This is a genomic window from Pseudoalteromonas sp. NZS71, assembly GCF_015864715.1.
Classification (GTDB): Bacteria; Pseudomonadota; Gammaproteobacteria; order Enterobacterales; family Alteromonadaceae; genus Pseudoalteromonas; species Pseudoalteromonas arctica.
The window spans coordinates 1-19,980 of sequence record NZ_JADYWS010000045.1 but is presented as its reverse complement, the minus strand read 5'-3'; the positions used below and the strand labels follow the sequence as shown (position 1 = coordinate 19,980).

Here is a 19,980-nt window from a genome sequence, read left to right as displayed (position 1 = left end):
CCATGCCGAACTCAGTAGTGAAACGAAACAGCGCCGATGATAGTGTAGCATTTGCTATGTGAAAGTAGGACATTACCAGGCTTCAAATTGTAGAAAGCCCGAATCTAACGATTCGGGCTTTTTTACGTCTGCAGAAAAGTAAAATACGCACAATTAATACACACCCACATCAACACCTAGCACGTAGGGCGGGCAAGCGCAGCGACTCCCGACGTTAAAATCACAACAAAAACCCTCAATACCCCATTCGGCCAATAAAGTAGCATTTGCTACGTGACTTTCTACCGCTGTGGGCACTATGACATTACACAAGCTTCACATTGTAGACAGCCTAAATCTAACGATTCGGGCTTTTTTACGTCTGCAGAAAAGTGAAATGCGCGCAATTAACACACACTCACATCAACACGCATCACGTAGGGCGGGCGAGCGCAGCGACTCCCGACGCTAAAATCACTGTAAGTACCCCCTTATAACGCTTAAACTTCAATTCTAACCTTACGATATAGCTTAATATTTTCACTAAATTCTCAATAAATCAGACCCTGATTACAGAGTCCCACGTTTCTTCTCATTTTGTTGCAATTTCATTCTTGGTTTAATAAGTGACCTGTGTAAAACTACCTGAGTTAATTTAGTAAATCAGGTGACATGAATGTCGAATATTAAAGCTTGGAAACTTATAAGCCTGTTTTGTTTGTTCGCAGTGCTTATGGGTTGTCAATCGAAAGAAGAGCAGCTGCAACAAACAATTCAAGAGTCTATTAAAAAGGTAGATACGGAGCTGTCTCAGCTTGGTACTGCACTCGATAATGGAAGTGTACGCAATGCTGTGTTACTTAAAGAATATGGCGAGCTTCTTAAAAAACAACAACCAGAGCTTACAAAAGTTGTTGATGTAATTACCCTTGATGCAACGCGCCAAGGCGCACTTTATAGTGGCTTAACACAGCGACTTAAAGATATTAAAGGAACTTACTTAATTCCTCCTTACGAAGATACGTTACATAGCATTGATTTGTTGCGTGATGCATCTAAACCTACGCTATTTTCTGATGCGTTAACCGATCCTATTAATATGCTAGCTGATATGTCCAAAGGCACTTTAGCGCGTGTAGGCGCAATTAGTAAGCAAGCTGAAGGTGAGGGTGTTGGTAACCAAATGGTAGGTAACCCTAACTATGGTAACTGGCAATCAAATAGTAACGGTATTAGCTTTTGGCAATGGTACGGAATGTACCGTATTTTAGGTGATGTATTTGATCGTGTTGAATATGGAAGCTGGAGTAAGCGCCGAAAGTATAGCTATTACAATGACTATGGCCGCTCGCGTTATTCAAGCCCTAAACAAATTAAAACCCAAAGCGCTTTAGAAACACGCACACGCCAAACATACCAACGCCAAGGTAAGCAGTTTACAAGCCCTTATGCGAGTAAAAAAACAGGTGCATCAGGTTTAAGCCGTAGTAGTTATACGCCAGCAAAAAGCCGCAGTAGTTATTCTCGTTCGAGCAGTTATAGCAATAGCTCAGGATCGGTGCGTGATAGCGGTAGCAGAACCTCTCGTGGCGTGAGCCGTGGTAAGTAAAAGAATAAAGTTGGAGTTAGAATAATATGTATGAATTTAATGGAATAACTATGTGGTCACTGCAAGCGCTGGCGATTGATTTTGCAATTATTGTTTTATTATTTGTAAGCCTTAAATATATAAAAGGCTGGGTTTCAAACTTACATGCAAATGATGAAATAACAGAGCGTGATAACTTTGCTTTTGGTATTAGCTTTGCCGCTGGCTTAGTGGCACTGGCGATTGTATTAACGGGTGTAAGTAGCGGAGCTTTTGCTGCAACACTACAACAAGAAGCACTACAAATGTTAGCTTACGGCGCATTAGCAATTGTACTTATTAAGTTGGGTCACTTTTTTCAAGATAAAGTAGCGCTTCGTAAAGTAAGCCTGCACGACGAAATAGTTAAAGGTAACGTTACAGCTTCAATAATTGATTTTGGCCATGTTGTTAGCGTTGCAATAGTTATTCGCTCAGCACTTTTATGGGTGGCTACTGATGGCTGGCATGGTCTTCCAATTGTAATTGCTGCCTTTATTATAGGTAGTGTCGTATTACTACTTGTTAGCCAATACCGAGTGCAGTTATTTAAACGTACAAATAAAAGTGGCGACTGCCTACAACAAGCAATTGTTGATGGTAACTTAGCTGTGGGTATTCGTTACGCTGGATTTTTAGTCGGTAGTGCATTAGCTATTACAGCAGCAACGGGTGTTGCACCTTACGCGGCTGATAATATTAATGCGAGTTTACTATACTGGGCTATTAGCGCAGTAGTGAGCCTTGTTGCATTTATTATTTTACACTTAGTGACAATTAAAATAATTTTATCTGGTTGCGATATTTCAGATGAAGTTAATCGTCAAAAAAATGTAGGTGTAGCTACTATTTCTGCAGCAGTATCATTTGCTGTAGGTATCACTATGGCAACATTACTAGGCGCATAATCAGTGTCATCAACCAACACTCCCCCAAGTAAGTCTCGCTTACTTGGGCACGATATACTACTTATTACTGTTATGGCCGTGCTTGCTGGGTGCGGCCTTATTTATGAATACTTACTGTCTCATTATGCGGGCCGTGTACTTGGCTCAGTAGAGAGCGCTATTTACGCCATGATCGGTACTATGATTGTAGCAATGGGCTTAGGCGCTTTTTTAGCGCGTTGGTTTAAAGATGCATTTACCGCTTTTGCTTGGCTAGAAAGCATTATTGCTTTGGTTGGCATGGGCTGCATTTTAGCGATAGCGGGTGTAATAGCAGTTAGTTATTCTCTTCCTCATTTATTTTCGAGCATTTTTAATTTACCCCCTGATGTTGTACTTAATGGTTACGTATTTCAAAAGCTACAAGAGTGGTCACGTTTTCTACCTTATGTTTTTGGTTTAATACTGGGCTTATTTATTGGTATGGAAATACCGCTTATAGCGCGCATTCGTCAGCACGTTTATGGCCGTTTTTTAGAAAATAACGCAGGGACTATTTATGGTGCCGATTATATTGGTGCTGGTATTGGTGCAGCCATTTGGGTAAGTATCATGCTCTCAATGCCTATAATGCAAGCTGCAGCGTGGACGGCGTTATTTAATATCATCGCAGGACTCGCGTTTTTATGGCGCTACCATACCCATGTGCGCTTTGCTAAGGCACTTTTAGTTTGCCATATAGTATTACTGGCATTATTTGGCTTTATTTTAGTATTTGGCAGTAGCTGGATGAACAATCTAAGTAATGTTTTATACAAAGATAAAGTAATTTATTCGCAAGCAACTAAATACCAACACGTAGTTTTAACCGAAAGATTAAGCAAAAACCAACCTCAGCCAATTACCGATTTATATTTAAATGGGCGTTTACAGTTCTCAAGTATTGATGAGCAAATATATCATTCAATGCTGGTTTACCCTGCAATGCTTGCCTCTAACAGACACGACCGTGTATTAATAATTGGTGGTGGTGACGGGCTTGCACTTAGAGATGTTTTAAAATGGCCTGTGAGTGAAGTAACGCTAATAGATTTAGACGCGCAACTACTCAATTTATTTGGTCATAAAGACGGTGACTTTACGCCGCCAGAGCACATCAATAAGCGATTACTACAGCTAAACAATAAATCGATGCATGACTCGCGAGCCAACATAATTGTGGGTGATGCATTTTTAGAAGTTGAAAAGCTACTTGACCAATCTAAGCAGTTCGACACCATTTTAATTGATTTACCTGACCCTAATCATCCTGATCTAAATAAAATGTACAGTGACTACTTTTATAATCATGTACGGCAGCTATTAGCACCCGATGGCGCAATGGCGGTTCAATCAACCTCACCTTATCACGCTAAAAAAGCGTTTTTAAGCATTGCTAAAACAGTTAAAGCTGCTGGGTTTGGCTATGTTGAGCAGTATCAGCAAAACATACCTTCTTTTGGGCAGTGGGGCTGGACTATAGCGACTAAAATGGGGCAGTCGGCCAGTGGTCGTATTAATGATACGACGGCTATGCCTGTGCCATCAAGGTGGATTAGTAAAGAATATTTATTGGCAAGTTTTGTATTTCCTAACCACTACTTTGAACAAGTTAAAAGTATTGAGGTCAATAGGTTAGGGTCTGGTCAGTTGTATGATTACTACCGAACTGCATGGCAAATAGAAAGCGAATTGTATAAAAACTAATAAAACATGGTTGACATAATATGTCGACCATGAGAATCTTAACTCAGACATAATATGTCAAACGACAAAAGGCAGAGACATGGAATTAAATGAACTTTCAATAAAATTAGCTTCTTTTGAAACTGAAGGCGCTAACTTTGAGTCTTTCTTGATTGCCAACCCAGGCGAGCAAGATGTTTTACAAGTCATTGTTGATGGAAATGATGAGCTTCCAATTTTTGTTACGCAAACGCAAGAGCAGTTATTATGTATTAGCTACTTGTTTGACGAAGATGAAGTTAAAAGTGAATTACGCAACGAGTTAAACGAAACATTACTACGTTTAAACGTGCCAATTCCACTGAGTGCATTTGCTAAAATCGATAACAAATACGCGATTTTTGGTGCACTGTCGGTAAATTCATCATTGGATGATGTTACCCACGAACTAGTGACATTAGCCGATAACGCTATCGATGCACTAGAAGCCGTGACCTTGTATTTAAACGATTAATAGCCAGTTAGTGGAGTTAAGATTATGAGTATTTTAAAAAAATTATTTACAGCAGTACGTGGCGGCGCTCGTGAAGCAGGCGAAGCAATTGTAGACAAAAATGGCATCCGTATTTTTGAGCAAGAAATTGCAGACGCGCAAAATGCACTTCACCGTGCTAAAAAAAGCCTTACTGAAGTAATGGCCAAAGAAATGCAAACTAAGCGTAAAATTAGCGCTGTAGATGCATCAATCGCTGAACATGAAGCGTATGCAGGCCAAGCTCTTGAAAAGGGCAACGAAGCGTTAGCATTAGAAATTGCAGAAAAAATTGGTGACTTTGAAGCTGAAAAAGCGGAAAACGAGCAAGTATTGTCTGGCTTTAGCAATCACATTGTTGCGCTTAAGCAGCAAGTTAAAGATGCTGAAAAATCGATTAAAGAAAATCAGCGTCAGCTTACAATGGTTAAAACCACTGAAAGCGTACAGCAAGCAACAATGGCTGTTAATAGCACGCTTAATACAAACAGCTCGTCTATGACATCGGCTCGTCAATCGCTTGAACGCATTAAACAGCGCCAACAAGATCGAAGTGACCAGCTTGGTGCTGCAAAGCAACTTGAGTCAGACGTAAATGGCGATGACTTAAAAGCAAAAATGGCTGAAGCAGGCATTGGCGACACAAGTCCAAAAAGCGCTGATATTTTAGCTCGCATCAAAGCGAAGCAAAATAGCTAACCATTACGTTTATACTTTAAAAAGGTAACCGAGTTTTTCTCAGTTACCTTTTTTGCTTAGAAGGCAGCCTTCCTATGTTTAATTTTTTCAAATCTAAAAAAGAGCCAGAACGTCAACTTAATCATCCGAGCGATCTTAAAAAAGGCGACATGTTTAGCGTTATTGATTCATTTGCCTATCCTGCATGGTTAAAGGGTGAAACGTTACGTGTTACTGATATTCAGACTTACCAATATCAGCACAGTAGTGATACTGAATTTGTACTTGAGACAAATAGCGGCCAAGTTGTATTTTTACAAATTGAGCAAGATGACGGCGAAGAGTGGGCTAACTTTTCTATTAAAATTCAGCGAAACGAAGTTGAAGAGATATTTAGCCTTGATGAGTTTGCGCGTATTTTTGATGAAGAGTCGTTAACCCACATTACAGTGCAAAATACACCAGAGCGCTTTATGCAGTTTTTAGCTAAAAGCTACCAACAAAGCGAGTCGCCTTATGTGTGTTATTTCCATAATAAAGACTACCGCAACCAAGCATTACCTCGTTATGAGCAAGAAGGTGGCGAGCCATGTGAAATGATTTGCTTAGCGTCAGATAATGAAGGCTTTGGTTTAAATATCGAAATTTGGGATGGCGGCGAAACCGAAGTATCGCTAACGCTCATGCGTCCAATGTCAGACATTGTAGACTTGTTTCCCGGAGACGCTAAGTGAGTGATGCTAAAGACAAGTGGTTACGTCAGGAACAAGCTGTACGTGCCACACAAATGGCATTTGATCTAAGCAGCGAAGTTCAAAAACTGATAAAAAAGCAGGCAATTGATCAAGAGCTAACGCCGTCAGATATGATCCGAAAAATACTTGGCTTAGACGTAAAGTCTAAAAAAACGCGTCAACGTTTATCGTTTAACTTAAATGATGATGAAATAGCGCAACTAGCCAGTCGCTTTGATGTACAAAGCGATGATAAGCGAGCCGTAAAACAACAAGTAGCTGATTTATTAATAGCTCACACTAAAAATAAAAAAGTGAAATAATTTAATTAGGTTTTTATGAATATTATTTTAATTGCTTACTTAATTATTTTTGCGTTGTTTGGTACTGCGGCGAGTTATTTTGTACGCTTTATTTATGCGTATTGGGTGCTTAAAACAATGCCCATGAAATACATTATTAAAGCGGGTGTTTGCGTGGTACTGGTGGTAGTAATTTCAGCGTTAATTCCGTATTTAAGTTAACGCTGAAATTAGCTTATACGCGGCCGTTTTTATTTTATATCAAACGACTGGCATTGGTGGTTAATACACAGCGATTGCACTTCAAGTACAGGAGAACAATCAGTTAAGCCTTGTGCTTTATTTTGTATGTTTTCTTGTTTTGTTATTTGTTGAGCAAGCTGTTCTGCTTCTTCTTGAGATGTGTTTAGCGTTGAATAAACAGCATATTTACTCGGTCCGCCGCATGCGCGGGCGCCCACTTCAAGTACTTTGCACTGAAAGCTTGCAGTGCAGCTGTTATTACTCACCATGTTATTCAGATCATAGTTTAAGTCAGATAAGTTTTTACTTTGCTCATTTGACGTCACAGTACTAGCACAACCACTTAGCAATAAAATGCTGCTAGCAATGCTTAAAATTGATAGTTTAATTGCCGATGGTAAACAACTCATAACGTTATCCTTAAAATGCACTTACCGCTGAGCCTTCAAGTTTAACACATTTATTTTCAACACACTGCGTGCTTGGCGTTGTTAAATGCTGACAAATGCTCATCATCCCTTTTTGTGAATTATAACTACTTTCAAGCTTAGTAATTTTGTCGCTAAGGGCAGCTACTTGTTCCTCAGATGCTGCGTTTGTTGAGTACACAACAAAGCTGCTTGGCCCACCACATGCGCGACTGCCTACTGCACTTATTCTGCATTGGGTGCTGGTATCACATTGCTTATCTGTAATTAGCGTATTTAATTCGGTTTTAGCTGTTTTTATATCGTCTATTGAAACGTTTTTTAAATCAGCTTTTGGTATTTTTTCAGCAACTACGTTCTTTTTAGTATTTTCTTGTAATTGAGTGTTTTCTTTTAGCTTTTGTAGCTCTTGCTTTGGTGCTTCAGCTTCTGAGGTGATTGTTACTTGCTGCGTTTCAGTGGGTGCTTTATCTAAGCATGCAGTTAAACAAAGTGGTAAAAGTATGGCTAACAATGGGGTACGCATAACAAACCTTGATAGTGATGAAATATTCATCACTATCATACACGGTGCATTTTTTACGGCAATAAAAACTATATTATCAAGTAATTAAAGCCGTGAAAAATATCGTTTTGTTAAAGTCCACCCTGCGTTAGTTTGGTGGGGTTAAGTAGTTTTTCGAGTTCACTGCGTGGTAAATCGGTTTCTTGTTCGGCTACATCAATAATAGGGCGGGCTTCTTTATAAGCCTGCTTTGCTATTTTTGCTGCTTTTTCATAACCGATCACCGGATTAAGTGCCGTCACTAAAATTGGATTTTTAGCGAGCGCTTTATCTATATTAGGCTGATTTACCTTAAAGCTGGCAATGGCTTTATCGCCCAATGCTTGCGCGCTATTGGCAAGTAATTCTATGCTTTGTAAAATATTATACGCAATGACTGGCAGCATAACGTTTAGCTCAAAATTACCCGCTTGGCCTGCTACGGTAATAGTGGCGTCGTTGCCAATAACTTGTGCGCTTACCATGGCTGCGGCTTCTGGTATTACTGGGTTTACCTTACCTGGCATAATAGATGAGCCTGGTTGAAGCGCTTCAAGCTCTATTTCACCTAAACCTGCAAGTGGTCCTGAGTTCATCCAGCGTAGGTCGTTGGCTATTTTCATTTGTGCGACAGCGAGTACTTTTAATTGCCCAGAAAGTGCGACGATGGCGTCTTGTGAACCTATATTATAAAAAAAATTACTACTGGGCGTAAATCTAATGCCTACATTGGCACTCAGATTTTCTGCAAATTTGGCTGCAAACTTAGGGTCTGCATTTATTCCTGTTCCAACAGCTGTACCGCCTTGTGCAAGTTCGCATACACGCTCTAAGCTATGTCTAATTCCTGCTGCGGCATGATTAACTTGTGACTGCCATGCACTGAGTGTTTGATCAAACGTTACAGGCATTGCATCCATTAAATGCGTACGGCCCGTTTTAACTATATGGCCTACTTCAGCTTTTTTCTTTTCCAGGCTTTGCGATAAATTTTCAAGCGAAGGAAGTAATTCGTACACTACATTTATTGCGCTACTGAGTGCGATAGCAGTAGGGACTACATCGTTAGAACTTTGCCCCATATTCACATCATCATTAGGGTGAATGCTTTCACTGCCTATTCGGCTAGCAAGCGTTGCAATAACTTCATTGGCATTCATATTTGAGCTTGTGCCAGAACCTGTTTGAAAAATATCAACGGGAAAATGCTCAACATGCTCGCCATCAATAATACTTTGACAAGCTTGCTCAATAGCATCGGCTTTAGCTTTGCTTAAATGGCCTAGCTCACAGTTACTTTGTGCAGCGGCTTGTTTTATATAAGCCAGTGCAGTGATAAATTGCTTTGGCATAGATAAGCCACTAATGGCAAAGTTATTAACTGCTCGTTGTGTTTGCGCCTGATAGAGCGCATCAGTAGGTACTTGTAGCTCGCCCATGCTGTCTGATTCTGTTCTAAAGTTGCTCATAAGTGTGCTCCTTAAAAAGGGTTGAATTCGTGACTAAGAATACGAGCTTCACGCTCAAGTATTAAAAATTGTGCAGTATTGTTATGCACTTTATAAAACCGTTTTAGTGCTAATAAAGGTTTGTATAACTGCTCTAAACATTGTTTACGAATAGCATTATGTATAAGAGGGTCGCACATTTTGTTCATAATTTCATGGTGTGTGCGTCTAAGATAAAACTCTTGAAGCAAGGGATTACGTTGTTGCTCAAATTTTTTGGCGACGTTAAGGGCGGTTTCTATGTAATCGGCAACGAGCATGGGTGCATGCAGGCCAGGTCTTAAGCAATGGCAAGAGAGTTCTTGATGGTAACGATGCTGGGCATAATTTGAAGGCATAAAAAAACCGACTTAAGTTAACGATAATAGTTATCATTACATTTAATCGGTTTCAGTGTAAACAGTTATTATAAAAATTATTTGTGATACTAATTTGAGTATTAATTGTAGCCAAGAATAAATATCTGATCTGTTTCATGTTTGGTCATCGCCTGTTGATTATGTTTAGGGTGCGAAAGTAAATCGATTACTGTAGCTCTCATATCAACGGCGTAACTATGATCGTCGGTGGTTTTTTCGGTTATAGCAATGGCCGCGTCTACAGCGGTATAAGGGGATATATGCATAATTTTATCCTTTGAAATTTAATATAAGTTAAACCCTTTAGTGGGTTAACAATATAAAGCATATTACGTACCAACCATAATGAGCCGGCTCAACCATATGATAGTTATAGTATTTAAAAATTACCTTTTTTTCATCACGACAAAATAAGCTAAATTTGCTTTACTGTTGTGCATTAATCTACAATTTTGGTGCACAGTAATGACAAAGCCATTTTCACAAGCCTGTGAAAACAATAAAACCCCTATTTTAGAGCAATTAAAAGTTGTATTAAAAAATACTAAAACAGTACTCGAAGTTGGCTCAGGAACAGGCCAGCATAGTGTTTTTTTTGCAGAGCAATTACCACATTTACAATGGCATACAAGTGATCGTGCTATAAACCACGAAGGGATTAATTTATGGCACCGCGAAGCTAATTCAACTAATTTACATGCACCATTTGAGCTTGATTTAAATAATGAGTGGCCAATAGATAAAGTTGACGCTATTTATACTGCAAACACATTTCATATTGTAAGTTGGCAATTAGTTGAGCGTTTTTTTGACGGTGTTAAACGCCACTTAAATAGCGACGGTATGTTGTGTATTTATGGGCCATTCAAATACCAAGGTGAATTTACCAGCCCAAGTAATGATGACTTTAGTGCCTTTTTAACAGAGCGCGATCCGTTAAGTGGAATAAGAGATTTTGAAGCAGTTGAACAACTAGCTAAGCAAGCAGGGCTTACGCTTATTAGCGATACAGCCATGCCTGCAAATAATCAGTTACTCGTTTTTAAACGGCAGTAATGAGCTACATTGCTCTTTATATATATCAATATGGCCGCGTTCACGCTTTAAGTAGTCGCTTATTGCATTACTAAAGTCGCCATCAACAATATGGTGAGCAGAGTAGGTAAGTACGGGTTCAAATCCGCGTGCTATTTTGTGCTCACCTTGTGCACCCGAATGAAAACAGTTGAGTTTATGCTTTATTGCAAACTCAATACCTTGGTAATAACACAATTCAAAGTGCAGCGAATCTACTTCCTCACTTGCTCCCCAGTAGCGCCCATAAAGCGTATTTTTACCTACTAAACTAAGTGTTGCAGCAATCACGTTATCGTCTCTTTTGGCCAGCATAATAACGAGAGTATTAGCCATTAAGGCATGTAAAAGCGTAAAAAACTCCATATTTAAATAGCCCAAATGACCAGAGCGCTTTAAGTAGGTACGCTGATAAAACTCACAAAACAATTGCATTATCTCGGGCGTAATTTGCGTTCCTTGCAGCCATTCAATATCAATATTTTGTTGCGCTATTTTAGCTCGCTCTTTTTTAAGTGACTTACGTTTTCGTGAGCTAAGCACCTGCAAAAAGTCGTCAAAGGATTCATAACCTTTATTAAACCACTGAAATTGCACACCTACTCTTAACATGGCGTGTTGCTCAGTTAATGAGGTGGCTTGGGCTTGGTCGCAAAAATTAACATGCCACCCCGACCACCTTTGCTCAGCACTGTGTAAGCTAAGTTGCTCTGTAATGTACTGATACACCGTATTTGGGTTAGCGTGCTCGATAGCAATACGCTTGCCTTCAATAGGGCTAAAGGGAATGCCAGATAGCCATTTTGGGTAGTACTCTAAACCATGCTTTTCGTATGCCTCAGCCCAGGCCCAGTCAAACACATACTCGCCGTATGAATGACTTTTTAAATACCCGGGTGCAAGTGCAACGAGCGTATCACTTTCAAAAATAGCGAGGTGATGGGGCTGCCAACCGCTTTTTTGTGTTACGCATTGGCTTTGTTCAAGGGCATATAAGAAAGCATGTTGAGTAAATGGTTCATCACCAAATAAACGTTGCCACTGCGCCTGATCAATCTCATTAATACTGCTAAACCATTGGTGCGAAAACGTTCCCATGACTACTTACCTTGTAGGTGTTTTAAGCTGTTCTACGTTTTTAATAAACGTACTAATTTGCATTTTAAGCTCGGTAAAATGAGGATTATAAGTTAAGCGCTGTAAAGCCGGGTAGTGTTTTAAGTTGGCGCTTGTACGCTCTCCTAGTTGTGGGTTTTTAGTTGTTTTACATGTTTTGTATAGGGACTCGTCGTTAATAAAGCTGCCACAATTGCGATAAGTTGCTTTAATTCCATAATGTGGATTTTGCGGTGAGTTAACAACAGCAATATGCGACATACCATGAACCTTTTTACATTGAGGTGTTGTGCATTGCGGATTATTTACTGTGTAGTCACTAGCAAATCCCGTCGGTAAAATATCAGTACTTCCATAAAGTACTAAAGTATCGAGAGGCTTATATTTGATTGAATTACCTTTGTGTAATGCACTCAATAACTTTAGCGTGGCACGCGTATCTATCGTGGTATCAATATCGCTAAGTACACTAAAAATAGGCAATTTAAGTGCAGGGCGTTTGTTTAAGCTACTAATACTTGCAAGTGACATTGCATCGTACGAAGCGGCAGCTGCATTTAAAGGAAATGACTCATACTTAGCAAAGTCTACATCGGCGTCTTTATCAATCCAATTAACAAAGGGTATGGCATCAATCCACTTTGCTATCCAGCCGTACTTATTATGTGGCTCAGAGCCGGGCGAATAAAGCATAAGCGCTTTAATTTTTGGCGAAACAGTGTGTTTGGTTGCGTAATCAATAAGTAACGCTGCACCGGTAGAGTAACCTGCGAGTATCACCTCATCAAAGTCTTGCACCGAGCGTTCAATACCGTATTTTATTGCTTGTTGCCATTGGCTAACGTCTACATTGAGTAAAGCACTTGCGGCGCTTCCATGTCCTGGTAATAAAATAGTACGCACAGTATAGCCTTGCTGATAATACACTTGTGCTAAATCGTGATACGTAAAGGGTGAATCAGTTAGCCCGTGGATTAGTAGTGCAACTTTATTACTGTTTGGATGCGTGAGCTCAAAAGGAGCAATAATATCTGCAATAGTAGGGTCAGGTTTTCGCGTACCTTGTGTTACTAATTGCTGATAGGTTTGTGTAATAACAGGGCATGGCATATTTGCACGTGGATTGGCTTTATTTATATGTTTATATGCAAAATCTAAGTAATCGTTAAATGGTAAAAGGGCGTGGTAATTAAAGCGCTGGTGGTTGTGCTCATTTTCAAAGCGTAATAAGCCTTGTTGCTTACTTTTTGTTATAAATTTAAAGTCGCTCGCCTGCGATATACAGTTTTGAGCGACAGCTGTATGAGAAAAAACACTCAAAACTAAACCAAAAGCTACTTTTAAAAATACTCTAAAAACTATTCTTAAAATTAAACCACTATTGTTCATTAACTTCTGCATATTGGACAAGACACTCGGTTAGCTTAATGAGTTCAAGCGGTTTTGCAAGATGTTGATTAAATCCAACTGCTTGTGCATGTGCTTTATCCTCTGGCATTACGTCGGCAGTTAAAGCAATAATAGGGAGTTCTTGTTCGGTTTTAAACTGGCGGATCAGTGCCGTTGCTCTATAGCCATCCATTATAGGCATTTGGCAATCCATAAGGACTAAATCAAAATGTTGTTTTTTCACTATATCGACCGCCAACTCACCGTTTTCTACTATATACGGCACAATCCCTAACGAGCCAAGCATCGCTTTAATAACCATTTGATTTACTGGGTTATCCTCTGCGACCAAAATGTCTAGCGAAGTAATATTAGTATTATCAAATGTAATAACATGTTCTTTTTTAGGCTCTGTTGTTTCTAATCGTATTGAAAATGTAAAAGTAGAGCCTTTATCTATTTCACTTTTAAGGGCTATTTCTCCCCCCATTAATTGGCTTAGCTCTTTTGCTATTGTTAAGCCAAGCCCTGTACCGCCAAACTGCCTTGAGGTAGAACTATCAGCTTGGGTAAATGCGTTAAATAATTTTTTATGCTGGCTTGGTTTTATACCTATTCCGGTATCACTAACGTTTATCACAAGCTGTACTTTATTGGCGGCAGTAAACTCTGTTTCTATGTTTAAAGTAACGCTGCCTTGGCTTGTAAATTTAATCGCGTTACTACATAAATTAAGTAATACCTGCTCAATTCGCATAGGATCACCAATAAACCAGGTATCTAAAGGTAGCTTTGAGTTAACTTGCCAGTTAATACCTTTGTTAACTGCGCTTTGTTCAAACATATTGTCTATGCGTGTTATTAAGGCACCTAAGTCGAATGCAATAGATTCAATAACTAACTTTTGGGATTCTATTTTTGATATATCAAGAATGTCATTAATTAAGTTTAATAAACTTTTAGATGATGAGTTTATTTTATCTAAATAGCCAATGAGTGTACTTGCACTGTCTGTTTCTCGAGCAAGTGAAGAAAAACCAATAACGGCGTTTAATGGTGTACGTATTTCGTGGCTCATATTCGCTAAAAATTGGCTTTTAGCCTGATTAGCTAAATCAGACTGCTGCTTTGCTTGTGCGAGTGAGTGTGTACGCTCTGCAACTTGACGTGTAAGTGCAATTTGTTGCTGATTAAACAGCAGTAAAACCATTAAAATTAAAGAACATACGGCAACTTGAAGTATGAGCAATAATAGAGTTAGTTGACTATTATGTTGTGTTAAAAAGCTTTCTTTAAGGGCTAGTTTTACAATCCATTTTTGCCCTGCAAAGTCCACGTCAAACGACATTAAACGGCTGCCTTTGGCTTGCTGAATATCTTGAGAGTAATTACTATAAAACGGCGGTGTGTTTGTATCTTCGTATATACCAATTGAAAACATATCAGACTGTTCTTTAGAAATGGCCTGCTCAATAATACTACGCACTAAAAATATACCAGTGGCATAGCCTTTAATTGTTTTTTCATCGTTATATTGGGAGTACACAGGAGCAAATAATAAATAGGCTGGTTTAGGTTGTTTGGTTTGCACCAACTGAATTATTTTAGTTCCGACTGGCATGTACTTTATAGCGGGGTTAAGCAGAGAGTTTTTTCGATCAGGGTTTGAAAATACATTAAAGCCAATCGCTTTTTGATTACCATTAAAAGGAGCTATGTATTTTACTATAACAAGGGGATCGTTAATTTCAAGAGGTTCGCCAACTATATCAATATCTAAATGGTAAATACTTGATATTTCTTGAGCAAAGACTTCGCGTTGATCTTGAGGTATTTTTGCATTCCACGATAAAGCGTTAATAAACTCGTATTGAGTTAGTAACTGACTAGCATAAGAATAAAAATCTTGCTGGCTCAGCATGGGAGATGATTGAACCTGACTTGCTAAGCTCTGCACTGCAATAATACTACGATTTGTATATCTATAAAGGCTGTTTTCTATAACGTGGACTTCACGTTCGGCAATTTTAATAGTGCTTATACGATTTTCCTGATCGTATAATTGTGTTGTTACCGCGACTGATAAAAATAAAACTGAGCATACTGCAATTGTCGGAAATGCCGATATAGTATGTTGATTAGACTTTTGTGGTAATAAAGAAAGTAAAAACGGAGTCGCAATTAATACCCCTAATGTATCGCCAAGCCACCAGTAAATAACATTATTCCAATGATTATCAATACTGTAAATCGAGTTAAATTGACTCAGTGCGAATACGCCAAAGTTAGCTGAAATTAAGCTGACCAATATGGCTATGACTAAAATAAAGTAAATTATATTCTTGCGCTTTTTAAAGCGCAGCGGGTGGCCAAGCCAATACTTTAAAAGAGCTGCGCCGACCATTGCCTGTATAACAACACCAAAGGCGATATACATTGCCTCGTTGAATGAGTTGCCGACCAGGACTAGCTCATGAGCTGAACTGTCAAAAATATTAAGGTTAAACGCAATTGCAGCTACAAATAAAGGCGGGATAAAGCGCCACCACCAAATATAACAACCGACTAGAGCTATGCCGGCAGGTAACCAAATTGGAATTATTTGCGAGTTAAAAGCAAGTTTAGTGAGTGCTATGCCGACTAAAAAATATGCTAAAGCAAACATAATGTAAAAAATAATGGAATGATTTTTAGAGTTAAAATTTTTCACATAAGGTCCAAGCAATTATTATTATCGTTTTGAAATATCAGTATAGCTAACAGTAAGTTATTTTGGTTATTTTTATAATGGTAACTGTTTTTTGCTAAATGACTGCTTTAACACGACTGTTGATTCTATATTTGCAATACAACTTAAACTACCTAGTTGATGTTTTACAAACGTTTCGTAGCTCTCAAGATCATGTGCAATGATTTTTAATAAATAATCATAGCTTCCTGATATTACACAACACTCTAATACATGTGGTAATTTTTCTACATGTTGCTCAAATTGCTCTGCAGCACTTACCGAGTTTTGGCTTAATCGCACAAACGCATATACCAACACATTAAGGTTAAGTGCTTTAGGATTTATGGCGGCGTGGTAGCCGGTAATAATGTTTTCTTGCTCTAATTTTTTTATACGCCTTAGGCAAGGTGTATCCGATAGGTTGATACTGCTGGCCAAATCTGAAACCGACATACGAGCTTGGCTTTGCAGTGCAATGAGTAATTGCTGATCTTTTTTATCTAACATAGTTGTCGGCTTTTATTAATTATTTTTATATTTGTAGTGATTATTGCTAAGTATTGCAGTTTTTACTAATTTTTTTGGCGTTTTACCCTCATTGAACTCTGTTAGCATTTAACTATAAAAATAATAGAGCACACCAATGAACACACATACCGCTATTTTCGATCACTGGATACGAACAGAGTTTGTCACTTTAAATAGTGAATTAGAGCAGCTTTATTGGCAGCAAACCGATAAAGCCAATGTAGAAGGGGTAGGCGAGGCCTTAAAGCAACAATTAGAAAAAGAAGGCAACGTATTAATTAGCAATTTATTAGCCGAGGGAAACACAGATCAAGGCTTTGATAGTGCTTTTGACTTACTCGGTAACGTAGGATTATTTATGGCAGCGTGTAGGCGCCATGAAATTACCGAACCAAGCAGAGAAACCAGCTCCCCACTAATAGAAGCCTCAGCGCTTGCTATGCATATAGGCGCATCCATTGGCGTAACTCCTCGTTTTGCTACCGCCCACTTAACTACTCATAACAAAGCACTTAACGGTATTTATAAACGATTTACTAATTTACCCGACGAAAAGCTATTTCTTGATTATAACACTCAAGGCATTTTGGCCTACAAACGGGCAAGTGATGCATTATTAAAAATATTACCACTGGGGATTTCGCATCCTTTATGTGGTGAGTTATTAAAAGTAGCTAAACAGGCACTTATAAATGTAATTGAGTCAAACAATGCACTTTATTCTGAGCTCGATGCAGATCGCTTTTTTAACTGCGTTCGCCCTTATTATAAACCGTACCGTGTAGGTAAAGAGGTTTACAGAGGTGCAAATGCTGGTGACTTTGCAGGTATTAACGTGATTGATATGTTACTAGGGCTTTGTAGCGCAAATGAGCCTAGTTACTCGCAAATGCTGGTGGATAAGTTTTTATATATGATGCCAGAGGATCAACAAATCCTGCGAGAAGCCATGCGTATGCAAAGCTTTATGGATGACTTTTTACAAGCCAAGCAATATAAAAATACAGATTGGTTTAAAAACCATGCAACGTTATTTATTCAAGTGTGTAAATTACATGGCGACACCGCAGTCGGTCATCATAATCAACTGGTTGAAAAGTTTATTGCTCAGCCCTCAAAAAATATGCAACAGCAGCATATGAGCAAGGTAACAGCAAGTGGTCCGCCGCTTCATGTGTTACTTGATTCGCTCGAAAAATTAAGAGATAGGCGAGCCAGTGCCAAACGCGACGATATAAAAACACGTTTTGACGATCTAAATACACTTAAAAAATGGGTTAAATAGCATGCTTAAAAATGATTTTTGTATGGCTGATGGCTGTTATTTACTAAACCACTCGGTAGGGCGTCCTCTTAAAAATACGCAGCAATATTTAGCACAGCACTATTTTTTACCGTGGGAGAGCTCAAATCAAGAACCTTGGCAACAATGGCTGCCCGCAGTTGAGCAATTTACTACCGCGCTTGGTAAGTTATTTAATGCGCCTAGTTCGCAGTTTTGTCCTCAGGTTAATTTATCAAGCGGCTTAACAAAGTTGCTTATGTCGCATCCACGGCTACAGCAAAAAAATTGTAAAGTGCTTATGGCGCAAAGTGATTTTCCGAGCATGGGTTTTGCAATGCAAAAAGCATTACCAGAGTGCGCACAAATTATGTTTATACCAGAGCACGAAAACCTAACTGATATTAGTGTTTGGCAGCGTTATATAACTTGTGATATCGATTTAGTTTTTATAAGCCATGTGTATTCAAATACAGGTGTACAGGCGCCTGTATACGATATTGTAGCTATAAGTAAATTAACCAATAGCTTGTCAATAATTGATGTTGCTCAATCAGCGGGTGTTATACCCCTTGATTTAAGCGTACTCGATGCTGACTTTATGATTGGCTCGAGCGTTAAATGGTTATGTGGTGGCCCAGGTGCAGCTTATTTATGGGTTAACAAAAACCAAATAGAGTATTGTGAGCCTAAAGATGTGGGTTGGTTTTCGCATCAAAATCCATTTGAGTTCAATATAAACCACTTTGAATATAACGCCAGTGCGCTCAAATTTTGGGGGGGCACTCCCTCTGTAGCGCCTTATATTATTGCCGCAAATAGCATTGCTTACTTTGCAGAGCTAACTGCTCACAAGGTAAGGGATCATAATTTAGCTATGCTTACGCTTATTCATGAGCAACTAGGCAAATATGTTGCATCACCTATGAGTAGTGATAAATGCAGCGGGACTGTTATTTTGTTTTTTAACAAGCAGCAAGACCATGTACTTACAGGGCTTAATAAAGCGGAAGTCAGTGTAGATGCTCGTAAATTTGGGATACGAGTATCGCCACATATTTATAATACTCAAGAAGACGTTGAGCAGTTTATTTCGATAGTAAAACGAGCGCTTAAGGGTTTTGGCTAAGCTGCTGCTTTCTTTGTTTTAATGACTCTATTTTTTGCTGCGTTTGATTAATTGATGCGTCGTAAGCTTGCTTTAACGAATTTGTTTTAGTTGCGATAGCATCAGCAATAGACGAAGCGCCTAAACGATTGGCTTTATCTTGAGTCATGTAATCTATCTGCTGTTTTTTAGCTGCGTATTCTTTTTGGCTTTGTGCAATAGATAGCTCAAGGCGCTTTATTTCACGCTCTATTTGTTGAACTTCTAAGTAGTCATCCACAGAGGTGTCGGTAATACCTTTACCGGGCGTAGAGCTTTTGTATGCTTCAATTACGTTTATATCTTTAAGAGTAATAACTTGTGCATCTTTAGCGCAAGGCGTTTGGCTAAAGGTAGGAACGCCCTTAATTACACACTTATACACTGTTGTACTTTGTGCCAAGGTAAAAAATGGTGCTGCCGCGCAAACTGATAGCAATATGAACCGGATCATAGCTAAACCTAAAGTGGCTAAAGTTGTGTTAATAATGCCCTAAGTTATTACTAGGCACAATTTGTTTAGTTTTTATAATTTTTAGGCACAAAAAAACCACAATTAAGTGGTTTAAATTAAGTATGGTCCAGAGGGAGGGATAGATTTGCTTACATCCATGTAATCAATCGCTGCGCGACGCTTGCAGCGGCCTAAAATGTTCCAGACATTTTATTGAACCCTGTCGAGGGTTCTCACCCTCCCAATTTAGTATTGGTGTTAAATTTTAGGCACAAAAAAACCACAATCAAGTGGTTTAAATTAAGTATGGTGGAGAGGGAGGGATAGACTTGCTTACATCCATGTAATCAATCGCTGCGCGACGCTTGCAGCGGCCTAAAATGTTCCAGACATTTTGTCGAACCCTGTCGAGGGTTCTCACCCTCCCAATTTAGTATTGGTGTTAAAATTTAGGCACAAAAAAACCACAATTAAGTGGTTTAAATTAAGTATGGTGGAGAGGGAGGGATTCGAACCCTCGATAGAGCTACAAACTCTATACTCCCTTAGCAGGGGAGCTCCTTCGGCCACTCGGACACCTCTCCAACGCATAACCGTTTGTATTGATGGAAGTAAAAAAAGCCACCAATTAAAATATGGTGGAGAGATAGGGATTTGAACCCTAGATGGGCTATAAACCCATGCCGGTTTTCAAGACCGGTGCATTCGACCAC

Annotated in this window: 21 protein-coding genes and 1 tRNA gene; 11 read left to right on the top strand and 11 right to left on the bottom strand. The window is 39.0% G+C overall.

The genetic code is table 11. The features are described from left to right. Positions 1 to 655 precede the first annotated feature (655 nt). The 8 genes from I6E85_RS19870 (at position 656) to I6E85_RS19835 (ending at position 6,686) form a co-directional block, all read left to right on the top strand. A complete protein-coding gene (locus I6E85_RS19870) occupies positions 656 to 1,588 on the top strand; it encodes a hypothetical protein (protein WP_007579759.1) in 933 nt (310 codons plus the stop codon). Positions 1,589 to 1,614: 26 nt separating this feature from the next. After that, positions 1,615 to 2,514 carry a DUF350 domain-containing protein gene (locus I6E85_RS19865; RefSeq protein ID WP_024589503.1) on the top strand — a complete coding sequence of 300 codons (900 nt, stop codon included), beginning with the start codon at positions 1,615 to 1,617 and terminating at the stop codon, positions 2,512 to 2,514. Between the two features lie 3 nt (positions 2,515 to 2,517). Continuing rightward, entirely contained in the window at positions 2,518 to 4,239 is a 1,722-nt protein-coding gene (locus tag I6E85_RS19860; protein ID WP_024609366.1) for a polyamine aminopropyltransferase, read from the top strand. A 79-nt stretch (positions 4,240 to 4,318) separates the two neighbouring features. Continuing rightward, complete coding sequence (locus I6E85_RS19855; protein ID WP_004335098.1) at positions 4,319 to 4,732, top strand: YjfI family protein; 414 nt, start codon at positions 4,319 to 4,321, stop codon at positions 4,730 to 4,732. A gap of 24 nt (positions 4,733 to 4,756) precedes the next feature. Continuing rightward, positions 4,757 to 5,449 (top strand): PspA/IM30 family protein, encoded by a 693-nt coding sequence (locus I6E85_RS19850; protein WP_004335088.1) that lies wholly within the window; start codon positions 4,757 to 4,759, stop codon positions 5,447 to 5,449. 74 nt (positions 5,450 to 5,523) lie between these two features. Next, positions 5,524 to 6,162: a hypothetical protein gene (locus I6E85_RS19845; RefSeq protein WP_010554827.1), complete on the top strand. Its 639-nt coding sequence runs from the start codon at positions 5,524 to 5,526 to the stop codon at positions 6,160 to 6,162. Beyond that, entirely contained in the window at positions 6,159 to 6,485 is a 327-nt protein-coding gene (locus I6E85_RS19840) for a hypothetical protein (protein ID WP_010554828.1), read from the top strand. The genes I6E85_RS19845 and I6E85_RS19840 overlap by 4 nt, the downstream gene beginning before the upstream one ends. Positions 6,486 to 6,500: 15 nt before the next feature. Continuing rightward, positions 6,501 to 6,686, top strand: a complete 186-nt coding sequence (locus tag I6E85_RS19835) for a hypothetical protein (protein WP_010554829.1) — start codon at positions 6,501 to 6,503, stop codon at positions 6,684 to 6,686. 29 nt (positions 6,687 to 6,715) lie between these two features. Here I6E85_RS19835 and I6E85_RS19830 read toward each other — a convergent pair whose 3' ends face one another. From I6E85_RS19830 to I6E85_RS19810, 5 genes are all read right to left on the bottom strand, one after another. Then, positions 6,716 to 7,117 carry a hypothetical protein gene (locus I6E85_RS19830; RefSeq protein WP_024589501.1) on the bottom strand — a complete coding sequence of 134 codons (402 nt, stop codon included), beginning with the start codon at positions 7,115 to 7,117 and terminating at the stop codon, positions 6,716 to 6,718. A gap of 10 nt (positions 7,118 to 7,127) precedes the next feature. Then, entirely contained in the window at positions 7,128 to 7,661 is a 534-nt protein-coding gene (locus I6E85_RS19825; protein WP_197189035.1) for a hypothetical protein, read from the bottom strand. A gap of 110 nt (positions 7,662 to 7,771) precedes the next feature. Further along, entirely contained in the window at positions 7,772 to 9,148 is a 1,377-nt protein-coding gene (locus tag I6E85_RS19820) for a lyase family protein (protein ID WP_197237274.1), read from the bottom strand. 11 nt (positions 9,149 to 9,159) lie between these two features. Continuing rightward, positions 9,160 to 9,525, bottom strand: a complete 366-nt coding sequence (locus I6E85_RS19815) for a hypothetical protein (RefSeq protein ID WP_231621102.1) — start codon at positions 9,523 to 9,525, stop codon at positions 9,160 to 9,162. A 101-nt stretch (positions 9,526 to 9,626) separates the two neighbouring features. Continuing rightward, the gene (locus I6E85_RS19810; protein ID WP_197237273.1) at positions 9,627 to 9,812 is read right to left on the bottom strand and encodes a hypothetical protein; all 186 of its coding nucleotides are present in this window, start codon (positions 9,810 to 9,812) and stop codon (positions 9,627 to 9,629) included. Between the two features lie 199 nt (positions 9,813 to 10,011). On the opposite strand from I6E85_RS19810, the gene I6E85_RS19805 reads away from it, so the two are divergent. Then, entirely contained in the window at positions 10,012 to 10,602 is a 591-nt protein-coding gene (locus I6E85_RS19805; RefSeq protein WP_197237272.1) for a DUF938 domain-containing protein, read from the top strand. On the opposite strand, the gene I6E85_RS19800 is transcribed toward I6E85_RS19805, so the two are convergent. The 4 genes from I6E85_RS19800 to I6E85_RS19785 all read right to left on the bottom strand — a co-directional run bounded on the left by I6E85_RS19800 (position 10,579) and on the right by I6E85_RS19785 (position 16,363). Beyond that, on the bottom strand, positions 10,579 to 11,718 hold the full coding sequence (locus I6E85_RS19800; RefSeq protein WP_101216215.1) for a GNAT family N-acetyltransferase: 1,140 nt from the start codon (positions 11,716 to 11,718) through the stop codon (positions 10,579 to 10,581). The genes I6E85_RS19805 and I6E85_RS19800 overlap by 24 nt on opposite strands. Positions 11,719 to 11,724: 6 nt before the next feature. Further along, complete coding sequence (locus I6E85_RS19795; protein WP_197237271.1) at positions 11,725 to 13,125, bottom strand: carboxylesterase; 1,401 nt, start codon at positions 13,123 to 13,125, stop codon at positions 11,725 to 11,727. Continuing rightward, the gene (locus I6E85_RS19790) at positions 13,115 to 15,835 is read right to left on the bottom strand and encodes an ATP-binding protein (RefSeq protein ID WP_197237270.1); all 2,721 of its coding nucleotides are present in this window, start codon (positions 15,833 to 15,835) and stop codon (positions 13,115 to 13,117) included. The genes I6E85_RS19795 and I6E85_RS19790 overlap by 11 nt, the downstream gene beginning before the upstream one ends. A gap of 72 nt (positions 15,836 to 15,907) precedes the next feature. Further along, entirely contained in the window at positions 15,908 to 16,363 is a 456-nt protein-coding gene (locus I6E85_RS19785) for an Lrp/AsnC family transcriptional regulator (protein WP_007579788.1), read from the bottom strand. Between the two features lie 136 nt (positions 16,364 to 16,499). Between I6E85_RS19785 and I6E85_RS19780 the strand changes: the two genes are divergently transcribed. Further along, positions 16,500 to 17,669 carry a monodechloroaminopyrrolnitrin synthase PrnB family protein gene (locus I6E85_RS19780; protein ID WP_197237269.1) on the top strand — a complete coding sequence of 390 codons (1,170 nt, stop codon included), beginning with the start codon at positions 16,500 to 16,502 and terminating at the stop codon, positions 17,667 to 17,669. A gap of 1 nt (position 17,670) precedes the next feature. Then, positions 17,671 to 18,795, top strand: coding sequence for an aminotransferase class V-fold PLP-dependent enzyme (locus tag I6E85_RS19775; protein WP_197237268.1), 1,125 nt, complete (start codon positions 17,671 to 17,673; stop codon positions 18,793 to 18,795). Here the strand turns inward: I6E85_RS19775 and I6E85_RS19770 are convergent. Then, the gene (locus I6E85_RS19770; protein ID WP_007579794.1) at positions 18,779 to 19,267 is read right to left on the bottom strand and encodes a DUF4124 domain-containing protein; all 489 of its coding nucleotides are present in this window, start codon (positions 19,265 to 19,267) and stop codon (positions 18,779 to 18,781) included. The two genes, I6E85_RS19775 and I6E85_RS19770, sit on opposite strands and share 17 nt — an antisense overlap. Positions 19,268 to 19,758: 491 nt before the next feature. Beyond that, positions 19,759 to 19,851, bottom strand: a tRNA-Ser gene (locus I6E85_RS19765). Positions 19,852 to 19,980 lie beyond the last annotated feature (129 nt).